Below are 10,905 nucleotides of genomic sequence, written 5' to 3' on the forward strand. Positions count from 1 at the left end.
GCGCGGGTGCGGGCCAGCGGGGGCACGCGCTTCGCGTAGGGAATGCCGGTGCACTTGCCGTCGCCGCCCCAGCGCCAGTCGTGGAACGGGCAGGCGATGGAGTCGCCCTTGACCTCACCCATGGAGAGGTCGCCACCGAGGTGGCGGCAGTAGGAGTCCAGCACCTTCAATTCGTCCTGGCTGTTCTTGAACACAACCAGCTTGGTGCCGAATACATTGACCGCGTGCGGCTTGCCGTCACGGAAATCCTTGGCAAGCCCCAGGCAGTGCCAACCCCGGGCGTAGCGGGTGGGCATCGAACCCACGTCGATCTCGCGGACCTTCCCGCGGGGCCCTTGGGCGCTTGTCGCCATCGTTGATCCTCCTATGGATGTACTAGAACACGTTACAAAATTGACCGGCGGTTGGCCAGCGATACATCCAATAAGCAGGATGGGGTCACTCCGAGCTGCGGCTGAACAGCGTTCTCGACAGGAATAAGAACGTGTTCTACTCTCAGGGGCAAACGAAGACCGCTTCCCAGCGTTCGATGAACACCGCACCAGGCAGGAGCAACTGGCGAGATGACGCAAGAAGTAGTTGAGCGGGTCGAGGCGCTGCTGCCCACCCTGCGTGAACGCGCCCAGCAGGCCGAGGATCTGCGCCAGATCCCCGAGGAGTCCATCAAGGAGCTCGAGGCCGCCGGATTCTTCAAGCTGCTTCAGCCCAAGCAGTGGGGCGGCTACGCGGCCGATCCCGTCGTCTTCTACGACACCGTCCGCAAGATCGCCAGCGCGTGTGGCTCCACCGGCTGGGTCGCGGGCATCATCGGCGTCCACAACTGGCACCTGGCCCTGTTCGATCAGCGCGCGCAGGAAGAGGTCTGGGGCGAGAACACCGACGTCCGGATCTCCTCGTCGTACGCGCCCATGGGCGCGGGCCTGGTGACCGAGGACGGCGAAGGCTACACCGTGAACGGTTCCTGGGCCTGGTCTTCGGGCTCGGGCCACGCGGACTGGGTGGTCGTCGGCGGACCGGTGATCAAGAACGGCAAGCCGGTGGACTTCGGCTCGTTCCTGATCCCGCGCAGCGAGTACACCATCAACGATGTGTGGAACGTGGTCGGCCTCAAGGGAACCGGCTCCAACACCATCGTGGTCGAGAACGTCTACGTGCCCCGGCACCGCTTCCTCAGCTTCCGCGCCATGAGCGAGCTGAAGGCGCCCGGCCTGGAGCAGAACACCGATCCGGTGTACAAGATGCCGTGGGGCACCATCCATCCCACCACCATCTCGACCCCGATCGTCGGAATGGCCTACGGCGCTTACGAAGCCCACGTCGAGCACCAGGGCAAGCGCGTGCGCGCCGCCTACGCGGGCGAGAACGCCAAGGACGATCCGTTCGGCAAGGTCCGTATCGCCGAGGCCGCCAGTGACATCGACGCCGCCTGGCGTCAGCTCTCGGGCAATGTCGCCGACGAGTACGCCTACCTGCTGCGCGGCGAGGACGTGCCGTTCGACGTGCGCGCCCGCGCCCGCCGCGACCAGGTGCGCGCCACCGGCCGCGCCGTCGCGTCGATCGACAAGCTCTTCGAGGCGTCGGGCGCCACCGCCCTGGCCAACGGCACTCCGCTGCAGCGCTTCTGGCGTGACGCGCATGCCGGTCGGGTGCACGCGGCCAACGACGCCGAGCGCGCCTACGTCATGTACGGCACGCACGCGTTCGGGCTCCCGATCACCGACACGATGGTGTAATCCATGACTGCTGTGGAAGAAATCACCTACGAATCCACCTCCCGCTACGCGCAGGTGCGGCCGGACCTGAAGCTGCACTACCACGAGGCGGGCGTCGGCAACGGCCCCACCATCGTGCTGCTGCACGGCGGCGGCCCCGGCGCGTCGTCCTGGTCCAACTTCGCCAAGAACATTCCGGTGCTGGCCAAGGACTTTCACGTCCTGGCCGTGGACCAGCCCGGGTTCGGCCAGTCCGACAAGCCGACCGAGCACCCGCAGTACTTCGTGCACTCGGCCTCGGCGCTGAAGGACCTGCTCGACCACCTCGAGATCACCGATCGCGTGCACCTGCTGGGCAATTCGCTCGGCGGCGGCGCGGCCACCCGCTTCGCGCTGGACTACCCGGACCGCGCCGGCAAGCTGGTGCTGATGGGCCCCGGCGGCCTGTCGACCAACCTGTTCGCGCCGGACCCCACCGAGGGTGTGAAGCTGCTGTCCAAGTTCAACTTCGAACCCACGAAGGAGAACCTGGAGGCGTTCCTGCGGATCATGGTCTTCGACCAGAAGCTGATCACGCCGGAACTCGTCGAGGAGCGTTTCGCCTCGGCCAGCCAGCCGGAGTCGCTGGCCGCGACCCGCGCCATGGGCAAGTCCTTCGCCGGACCGGATTTCGCCAAGGGCATGATCTGGCGCGACGCGTTCAAGCTGCGCCAGCCGGTGCTGATGATCTGGGGCCGCGAGGACCGCGTGAACCCGATCGACGGCGCACTCGTGGCCTTGAAGATGGTGCCGCGTGTACAACTGCACGTGTTCGGTGGTTGCGGCCACTGGGCGCAGTTGGAGAAGTTCGACGAGTTCAACCGCCTGGCAACGGACTTCCTGCTCGGCGTCAAGGAGAAGTGAGCATGATCAAGGCGCTCGGGTACATGCGCATCGAGGCCACCGACATGGCGGCCTGGCGCGAATACGGGCTCAAGGTGCTCGGCATGATGGAGGGCTCCGGGCTCAACCCGGATGCGCTCTATCTGCGCATGGACGATTACGCCGCGCGACTGGTGATCGTGCCGGGCGAGAAGGATCGGCTGGTCGCTTCGGGCTGGGAGGTCACCGACGCCCGCAGCATGCAGGCGCTGCGCGAGACCCTGGCCAAGGCCGGGGTCGCCTTCACCGAGGGCACCAAGGAAGAACTCGCCGAGCGACGCGTCGAGGGCATGATCCGGTTCCAGGATCCGGGCGGCAACACCCTCGAGGCGTACTACGGCGCGCAGTACCTGGGCCGCCGCTTCGTGAGCCCGTACGGCCACAAGTTCGTCACTGCCGAGCAGGGTCTGGGCCACGTTGTCCTCACCTGCACCGACGATGCTGCGGCGCAGGCGTTCTACCAGGACGTGCTGGGCTTCCGGCTGCGTGACTCGATGCGGCTGCCTCCCCAGATGGTGGGCCGGCCCGCCGACGGCGACCCGGCCTGGCTGCGCTTCTACGGCTGCAACCCGCGCCACCACGCGCTGGCGTTCCTGCCGCTGCCCAACCCGACCGGCATCGTGCATCTCATGGTCGAGGTGGAGAACTCCGACGACGTCGGCCTCTGCCTGGATCGCGCGAACCGCAAGAAGGTCAAGATGTCGGCCACCCTCGGCCGCCACATCAACGACAAGATGCTGTCGTTCTACATGAAGACGCCGGGCGGGTTCGATATCGAATTCGGTTGCGAGGGACTGGAAGTCGACGACAACACCTACGTGCCGCGGGAATCCACCGCGGTCAGCCTGTGGGGTCACGACTTCACCGTCGGATTCAAGTAGCGAGAACGGACAGGGGTATGACCACCGACGCACAACCCGTCATCGACGGGCGGCAGTTCCGGAATGTGCTGGGGCAGTTCTGCACCGGCATCACCGTCATCACCACCTTCGACGGCGAAGGCGACGAGCAGGCCCCCATCGGCTTCGCGTGCCAGTCCTTCGCCGCCCTGTCCCTCGATCCGCCGCTGGTGCTGTTCTGCCCCACCAAGGAGTCCCGCTCCTGGGCGGCGATCGAACGCAACGGCTCCTTCGCCGTGAACATGCTCGCCGAGGAGCAGCAGCCGGTGTGCGCCCGCTTCGGCTCCCGCGAACCCGACAAGTTCGCCGGAATCGACTGGCACACCTCGGAACTGGGGCTCCCGGTACTAGACGGCGCGTTGGCCACGATCCAGTGCACTGTGGACAACGTGCTCGACGGCGGCGATCACTACATCGTGATCGGTCGTGTCCAGGCCCTGTCGGAGTCCACCGACTCCGGCAGGCCGCTGCTGTTCTACCGGGGCCAGTACACGGCCATCGAACCGGAGAAGACGACGCCCGCGCCCTGGCGCGCGGACCTCGAACACTTCCTCACGACCACGACTCTCGATACGTGGCTGTAAGGCGGGTTCCTCCAGAACCCTGGCGATAGGCGAAAGGCCCCTGTGGGATTCATCCACAGGGGCCTTTCACATGTGTACAAGTCAGGCGGCTTTGGCCTGGCGGCGGTATTGGCCAGGGGCCAGACCGTATTCGCGTTTGAATGCCTTGCCGAAGGCGAACTCGGAGCTGTAACCGGCTCGCGCGGCGACCTTTTCGATGGCCAGGTCGTCTTCGCGGAGCAGCTGCGCGGCGGTGGTGAGCCGCCAGCGGGTCAGGTAGGACAGTGGCGGTTCGCCGACCATGGCATTGAACTTGCGGGCGAACGCGGCCCGCGACAGACCGGAATGGTCGGCCAGCGACTGCACGGTCCACGGCGCGGCCGGGTCATCGTGCATGGCGGCGAGGGCCGGGGCGACCGCCGGATCCCGCAGGGCTGCAGCCCATCCGACGGTTTCCGTCTGCGGCTGGTCCTCGATCCAGGCGCGCAGGATGTAGAGCAGCAGGGAGTCGATGAGCGCGGGCACGATGCCGTGCGAGCCGATGCGAGGGTTGTCGAGTTCCGCGCCGAGCAGCCCGATCGCGGCGGTCAGTTCCGGGTGGCGGCCGTGCCGGGCGGGCAGATGGATCACCTCGGGCAGCTGCTTCAGTAGGGGGTGCGGGCGCTGCCCGTCGAGGTGGTAGTTGCCGCAGAGCAGGCTGGCGGCCGGACCGTCGCCGCCGAGCCGCAGCACGCCGACGGGCGGGAGGTGAACGTACTGCTCGGGCCGCGGGACCTCCGGTGTGGTGTCCGGGTGGTCGGCGAGGATGTGACCCGAGCCGTCCCGGACGAACACCACGTCACCGGCGCTCATGGCGATCGCGGCGGCGGGATCCTCATTGGGATAGAACCAGCAGGTCCCGTGCAGCACCACGTGAAATCCCGCACCCGCGGTCGGCGGCAGTTGCAGTCCCCAGGGCGCGCGCCCCTCGGTGCGCACCGAATTCGGCGCACCCGTCCGCATGGAGGCCAGCGCCTCGCTCAGGACATCCATGACCGCTCTCCTTCAACCGCCGATCCGCGTGATGCAACCCGGATCCCGCCCCGATTATTCGCCCACCTCACTCGACGGTCAGCACAACCTTGCCCACGGTCTGGCCCGAGGCCACCAACTCGTGCGCCTTCCCCGCCTCCTCGAGCGGCAGCGTCTCGGCAATGGTCGGCCGAACCTTCCCGGCGTCCACCAACTCCGCGATCTGCTCCAGCGCCCAGTAATCCGGCTCCACCGAGACACCGGCGAACCGGCGCCCGGCTTCCTTCACCGTCTTCTCCAGCTCACCGCTCGGGTGCTCGAGAATCGTCACCAGCACACCACTGGGCTTCAACACCGAAAGCGACCGCACCCCATCGGCGACGGAATCGAAAACGATGTCTACATCCTTGACGACCTCGGTGAAATCGGTTGTCCGGTAATCGATCACCTCATCGGCACCAAGGCTCTTCACGTAGTCGTGCTTGCCTGCACTGGCCAGCGCGATCACATACGCCCCCTTCGCCTTCGCGATCTGCACCGCCAGATGCCCAACCCCACCGGCAGCCCGGTGAATCAACACCCGATCCCCTTCCTTCACCCCGGCCTTGTCGACCAGCCCCTGCCACGCGGTCAGCGCCGCCAACGGCAGCGCAGCCGCCTCAACGTGGTTCAGCGACTTCGGCTTCCGAGCCAGCTGCCGAGACGGCGCCGCCACATACTCCGCGTAACCCGTTGCCGCACGCGGGAAGAACGGCATCCCGTAAACCTCTTCCCCAACCTCGTACCGAGCCCCCGGCCCGGTCGCCTCCACCACACCCGAGATATCCCAGCCCACCCCGAACGGCGGCTGCCCCAACAACGGGAACGCCCCCGACCGCACCGCGATATCAACAGGATTCACCGCACTGGCCTTGACCCGAACCAGCACCTCCCCACTCAGCAACTCCGGCTTCTCGAGCTCCACAACCTCCAGAACCTCAGGCCCACCAAAGCTCTTCTGAATCACCGCACGCATCGTCTTCATCTCCCTGAAGAAGTCCCTCGGCCCGTCCCTCGAACCGAACGATGACCACGTTAGGTACCTCCAACAAGACTCTGAATGGCCTGAAGTCTCAACTTTTTATCCAACAGTATCTATCCGAAGACAGTGGTTTCTCAGTCGACAACCCCGCGCCTCTAAGCCAGACGAGGAGGCCTTGGCAACTCAACTGCCATGGCTGACCTGGCTGCCGAACGACGCACGCACAGAGTGCATTCGGAACTACTGGACCACCTGACAGTCGGCACCGCCCCCTCCGCCACGCTGCTGTTCTCGCAGTCCGTCCGAGAATGGCAGTCAACAGCAGAGGTGTACTCCGACCCCGACCTGGCCCGCCGCCTGAGCAGCCCATTCGATCCAGAGACCGACGACTGAACAATTCAGGGCGTTCCGAGCCGACGATGCGGTTGGCCGGTTATGGCTGCGATGCAATCGAATTCGCGGTCTCGGTGCAGCAAGGTCAAGCCCCGGAGTTCGGCGGTGGCCGCGACGACGAGGTCCACCGGCCCCGCGCTGCGGTGCTGCCCTCGACTCGTCAACTCGGCCTGCACTTCCCATGCCCGCTGGTAGGCGCGATCGTCGACCGGCTCCCAGCCGAACAGAATGCGGATCTGCTCGATCAGCGCCTCCCGATCGGCAGACGAACGCGCACTGTAGAAGAATTCGAGTTCGGCGATCGGGCAGATGGCGATCAGCCCGGCAGCGGCCACACGCTGCCACACCACACCCTCGGGTTCCTGACGCAACAGCGGGACCAGGGCGCTGGTGTCGATGAGGAACTGCGCCCCGTTCATCGGCGATAGTTCCGCTTGTCCTCGAATATCTCCACGTCGATCGCCCCGTCGGCGACCAACTCTTGTAGCCGCGTCAGCGCGACCGCGCGACGGCGGATCTCGAGAATCTCTCGAAGGGCCGCATTCACGGTGTCCTTTTTCGTCGTTGTCCCGAGAGCCTTGGACGCGTCGGCAACCAGCTGATCGTCAAGGTCGATCACAGTTCGAGCCATGAGCCACCTCCAGATATACGAATCTGAATCAATGATATCAGGATCGATGCATCGATCGCGTCCGAAAAAGACCTGGGCCGCAACCGAGGTCGGTTGCGGCCCAGATGAGGCGTGGCTGGTCAGGCGTTGGCGGCTGACTTTTCCTTTTCGCGCTGGAGTTCCAGGGCGATGTCGATGAGTTGGTCTTCCTGGCCGCCCACCAGCTTGCGCTGGCCTGCGCGGACGAGCATTTCGGCGGCGGAGACGCCGTAGCGTTCGGCCTGGCGCTCGGCGTGACGCAGGAACGAGGAGTAGACGCCCGCGTAGCCCATCATGAGGGCCTGGCGGTCGAGGAGGCATTCGCTCGGCATGGCCGGGCGGACAACGTCTTCGGCGGCATCCGTGACGGCGAAGAAGTCGACGCCGGTCTTGATGCCGAGCTTGTCGCAGACGCCGATGAAAGCCTCAACGGGGAGGTTGCCCGCGCCTGCGCCGAAACGGCGTGCGCTGCCGTCGATTTGGGTGGCACCCGCACGGACCGCGTAGACCGAGTTGGCGACGGCCAAGCCCAGGTTCTCGTGGCCGTGGAAGCCGACCTGGGCGTCGTTGCCGAGTTCGGCGACGAGAGCCGAGACGCGGTCCGTAACCTGGTCCAGTACAAGGGCACCGGCGGAGTCGACGACGTACACGCACTGGCAGCCCGCGTCGGCCATGATGCGGGCCTGCTTGGCGAGGTTCTCCGGGGTGGTGGAGTGCGCCATCATCAGGAAGCCGACGGTCTCGAGGCCGAGGTCGCGGGCCATATTGAAGTGCTGGATGGAGACATCGGCCTCGGTGCAGTGGGTGGCGATGCGGCAGATCGACGCACCGTTGTCCTGCGAGATCTTGATGTCTTCCTTGACGCCGACACCCGGCAGCATGAGGAAGGCGATCTTGGCCTGCTTGGCGGTCTCAGCGGCGGCTTTGATCAGTTCCTGCTCAGGGGTTTTCGAGAAGCCGTAGTTGAACGAGGAACCGCCGAGGCCGTCACCGTGGGTGACCTCGAGGACCGGCACGCCGGACGCATCCAGAGCGCCGACGATGTCGCGCACTTCCTGCACGGTGAACTGGTGGCGCTTGTGGTGCGAGCCGTCACGCAGGCTGGTGTCGGTGACCCGGACATCGAGGTCGGCCGAGAACGGCTTCAGGACATTGGGATTGGTCATTATCGGTTCTCCTTACACCCGAGCCGAGAGGATCTGGTCGGCCAGCACATTGCCCACCTGGGTGGCGGCCGCGGTCATGATGTCGAGGTTGCCGGAGTACGGCGGCAGGAAGTCGCCCGCGCCCTCGACCTCGACGAAGATCGAAACCTTCGCCATGCCACCGGAAACCAGCGACGGCTCGTCGAACTGCGGCTCGTTGAGCAGCCGGTAGCCGGGCACGTACTGCTGGATCGCCTTCTCCATGCGGTGCACCGACTCGGTGATGGCGTCGCGGTCGGCATCCTCCGGGATCGCGCAGAAGATGGTGTCGCGCATGATCATCGGCGGCTCGGCCGGGTTCAGGATGATGATCGCCTTGCCACGCTTGGCCCCACCGATGGTCTCGACGCCGGCCGAGGTGGTCTTGGTGAACTCGTCGATGTTGGCGCGAGTACCGGGACCGGCCGACACGGAGGAAACAGACGCCACGATCTCGGCGTACTCCACCGGCACGACGCGAGAAACCGCGTGCACCATCGGAATCGTCGCCTGCCCACCGCAGGTGATCATGTTGACGTTCATCTCGTCACGCAGCGAGTCGAGGTTGACCGGCGGAATCACGGCCGGGCCGACGGCGGCGGGGGTGAGGTCGATGGCACGAATGCCCGCCTCGGCGTACTTGGGCGCGTAAGCCCGGTGCACGTACGCGGACGTCGCCTCGAACAGCAGGTCCGGCTTCTCCGGCAGCGCCAGCAGCCAGTCCGCGCCCTCGGCGGAGGTCTCCAGGCCCAGCCCGCGAGCCCGCTTGAGCCCCTCGGAATCCGGGTCGATGCCGATCATCCAGCGCGGCTCGATCTTGTCCGAGCGCAGCAGCTTGTAGAGCAGATCGGTGCTGATATTGCCGGACCCGACGATCGCGGCGGTGACTTTGCTTGCAGTCACGGCTTTCTCCTACTCGGTGAGGTCTGTAATCGCGGGTCGCTTACGCGAAACCCAAATGGACGGAACCGAGTCCGGCGAACTCGGCGATGAACTCGTCGCCCGGGCGGGCGTCGATGGCGCGGGTGCAGGAGCCGGGCAGCACGATGTCGCCCGCCTTCAACCGCACCCCGAACGAGGCGACCTTGCGGGCCAGCCACGCCACCGCGATGGTCGGATCGCCGAGCACGGCGTCCGAGCGACCCTCGGCGATGACCTCGCCATTGCGGGTCAGCACCGCGTCAATTGCCTTGATGTCCAACTGATCCGGCGAGACGCGCTGCTTGCCGAGCACGTATCCGGCGGAGGACGCATTGTCGGCGATGGTGTCGCAGAGCGCGATCTTCCAGTCCTTGATGCGGGTGTCGATGAGCTCGATCGAGGGCGCATAGGCGACGGTGGCCTTGCGCACGTCCTCCTCGGTGCAGTCCTCACCCGGCAGGTCCGCGCCCAGGATGAAGCCGACCTCGACCTCGACGCGCGGGAACAGGTACTTGGACGTGTCGACCGGAATGTCTTCGAAGACTTCCATTTCCGCGAGCAGATGCCCGTAGTCGGGTTCGTCGACGCCCATCATCTGCTGCATGGCCTTGGAGGACAGGCCCACCTTGTGGCCGACCACCTTCGCCCCGCCGTCGAAACGCTGCCGCATATTGATGAGCTGGATCTCGTAGGCGTCGACCACGTCGATCTCGGGATAGCGCGCGGCCAGCGGATCGATGGGCAGCCGGGTCCGCTCCGCCGCAGCGAGTTCGTCCGCGAGTTCCTTGCGTAGCGCGTCGGTCAGCACACTGTGTTCCTTCCATCGGGGGTACCGGCCGGTGGCCCAGTGGTTACGAGACTAGAAATTGAAACGAGTTTTTGTGAAGAACATCGCTTCAGCAGTCCCATCTGCCAGACCAACATAGACCAAACCAGGATTGATTCTATAACGTGTTCTACATGACTGATCGGGATTACGACGTGGTGGTGGTCGGCAGCGGTGCCGCCGGTATGTCCGCCGCCCTCACCGCTGCGCACCACGGTCTGCGCACGGTGCTCATCGAAAAAGCCGCTCATTACGGCGGTTCTACCGCGCGTTCGGGCGGTGGCGTCTGGATTCCCGGAAACAAGGTGCTCAAGGCCGCGGGCAGGGGCAACGACCTCGACGAGGCGCGGACCTACCTCTACAGCATCATCGGAGACGTGGTGCCGAAGGAGAAGATCGACACCTACATCGATCGCGGCGCGGAAGCCTTCGACTACGTGCTCGACCACTCCGCGCTGAAGATGTGCTGGGTGCCCGGCTACTCCGACTACTACCCGGAAGCACCGGGCGGCAAGGCGGACGGCCGCAGCTGCGAGCCCAAGCCGTTCAACCTGAAGGTCCTCGGCGACGAACGCTTCAACCTGGAGCCCGCCTACTCCAAGGCTCCGCTGAACGTGGTCGTCATGCAGGCGGATTACAAGAAGCTCAACCTGATTCGCCGCCACCCGGTCGGCATCGCGCGAGTGCTGCGCGTCGGCACCCGCTGGGCGTGGGGCAAGGTCACCGGCAAGGCGCTGGTCGGCATGGGCCAGGCCATCATCGCGGGCCTGCGCAAGGGCCTGCTGGACGCGAATGTGCCGGTGCT

14 protein-coding genes are annotated in these 10,905 nt (G+C 65.7%); 6 read left to right on the top strand and 8 right to left on the bottom strand.

Features of this window, described 5'->3' with window-relative positions; translation table 11 throughout:
- On the bottom strand, positions 1–353 hold a 353-nt coding region (locus ACWELQ_RS24690), incomplete at its 3' end, for a Rieske 2Fe-2S domain-containing protein (RefSeq protein ID WP_452399423.1).
- Positions 354–563: 210 nt separating this feature from the next.
- Between ACWELQ_RS24690 and hsaA the strand changes: the two genes are divergently transcribed.
- From hsaA to hsaB, 4 genes are read left to right on the top strand one after another with little or no spacing between them, the layout of a single operon-like run.
- The gene (hsaA, locus tag ACWELQ_RS24695; RefSeq protein ID WP_379354506.1) at positions 564–1,733 is read left to right on the top strand and encodes a 3-hydroxy-9,10-secoandrosta-1,3,5(10)-triene-9,17-dione monooxygenase oxygenase subunit; all 1,170 of its coding nucleotides are present in this window, start codon (positions 564–566) and stop codon (positions 1,731–1,733) included.
- Positions 1,734–1,736: 3 nt separating this feature from the next.
- Positions 1,737–2,615, top strand: a complete 879-nt coding sequence (hsaD, locus tag ACWELQ_RS24700) for a 4,5:9,10-diseco-3-hydroxy-5,9,17-trioxoandrosta-1(10),2-diene-4-oate hydrolase (protein WP_452399424.1) — start codon at positions 1,737–1,739, stop codon at positions 2,613–2,615.
- Positions 2,612–3,514 carry an iron-dependent extradiol dioxygenase HsaC gene (gene hsaC, locus ACWELQ_RS24705; RefSeq protein WP_452399425.1) on the top strand — a complete coding sequence of 301 codons (903 nt, stop codon included), beginning with the start codon at positions 2,612–2,614 and terminating at the stop codon, positions 3,512–3,514. The genes hsaD and hsaC overlap by 4 nt, the downstream gene beginning before the upstream one ends.
- A gap of 17 nt (positions 3,515–3,531) precedes the next feature.
- Positions 3,532–4,116 (top strand): 3-hydroxy-9,10-secoandrosta-1,3,5(10)-triene-9,17-dione monooxygenase reductase subunit, encoded by a 585-nt coding sequence (gene hsaB, locus ACWELQ_RS24710; protein ID WP_452399426.1) that lies wholly within the window; start codon positions 3,532–3,534, stop codon positions 4,114–4,116.
- 81 nt (positions 4,117–4,197) lie between these two features.
- On the opposite strand, the gene ACWELQ_RS24715 is transcribed toward hsaB, so the two are convergent.
- Positions 4,198–5,127, bottom strand: coding sequence for an AraC family transcriptional regulator (locus ACWELQ_RS24715; RefSeq protein ID WP_452399427.1), 930 nt, complete (start codon positions 5,125–5,127; stop codon positions 4,198–4,200).
- A gap of 67 nt (positions 5,128–5,194) precedes the next feature.
- The gene (locus ACWELQ_RS24720) at positions 5,195–6,130 is read right to left on the bottom strand and encodes an NADP-dependent oxidoreductase (protein ID WP_452399428.1); all 936 of its coding nucleotides are present in this window, start codon (positions 6,128–6,130) and stop codon (positions 5,195–5,197) included.
- Between the two features lie 189 nt (positions 6,131–6,319).
- Between ACWELQ_RS24720 and ACWELQ_RS24725 the strand changes: the two genes are divergently transcribed.
- Positions 6,320–6,520 (top strand): hypothetical protein, encoded by a 201-nt coding sequence (locus ACWELQ_RS24725; protein WP_452399429.1) that lies wholly within the window; start codon positions 6,320–6,322, stop codon positions 6,518–6,520.
- Positions 6,521–6,525: 5 nt separating this feature from the next.
- Here the strand turns inward: ACWELQ_RS24725 and ACWELQ_RS24730 are convergent, their stop codons facing one another.
- From ACWELQ_RS24730 to ACWELQ_RS24750, 5 genes are all read right to left on the bottom strand, one after another.
- Entirely contained in the window at positions 6,526–6,939 is a 414-nt protein-coding gene (locus ACWELQ_RS24730) for a PIN domain-containing protein (protein ID WP_452399430.1), read from the bottom strand.
- The gene (locus ACWELQ_RS24735; RefSeq protein WP_040854392.1) at positions 6,936–7,151 is read right to left on the bottom strand and encodes a type II toxin-antitoxin system VapB family antitoxin; all 216 of its coding nucleotides are present in this window, start codon (positions 7,149–7,151) and stop codon (positions 6,936–6,938) included. The genes ACWELQ_RS24730 and ACWELQ_RS24735 overlap by 4 nt, the downstream gene beginning before the upstream one ends.
- Positions 7,152–7,270: 119 nt before the next feature.
- Complete coding sequence (dmpG, locus tag ACWELQ_RS24740; RefSeq protein WP_379383195.1) at positions 7,271–8,335, bottom strand: 4-hydroxy-2-oxovalerate aldolase; 1,065 nt, start codon at positions 8,333–8,335, stop codon at positions 7,271–7,273.
- Between the two features lie 12 nt (positions 8,336–8,347).
- The gene (locus ACWELQ_RS24745; RefSeq protein WP_452399431.1) at positions 8,348–9,256 is read right to left on the bottom strand and encodes an acetaldehyde dehydrogenase (acetylating); all 909 of its coding nucleotides are present in this window, start codon (positions 9,254–9,256) and stop codon (positions 8,348–8,350) included.
- A gap of 40 nt (positions 9,257–9,296) precedes the next feature.
- The gene (locus tag ACWELQ_RS24750) at positions 9,297–10,082 is read right to left on the bottom strand and encodes a 2-keto-4-pentenoate hydratase (RefSeq protein WP_452399432.1); all 786 of its coding nucleotides are present in this window, start codon (positions 10,080–10,082) and stop codon (positions 9,297–9,299) included.
- 152 nt (positions 10,083–10,234) lie between these two features.
- On the opposite strand from ACWELQ_RS24750, the gene ACWELQ_RS24755 reads away from it, so the two are divergent.
- The coding region (locus tag ACWELQ_RS24755) for an FAD-dependent oxidoreductase (protein WP_452399433.1) at positions 10,235–10,905 on the top strand (671 nt) is incomplete at its 3' end.

The organism is Nocardia sp. NPDC004722 (assembly GCF_053601505.1).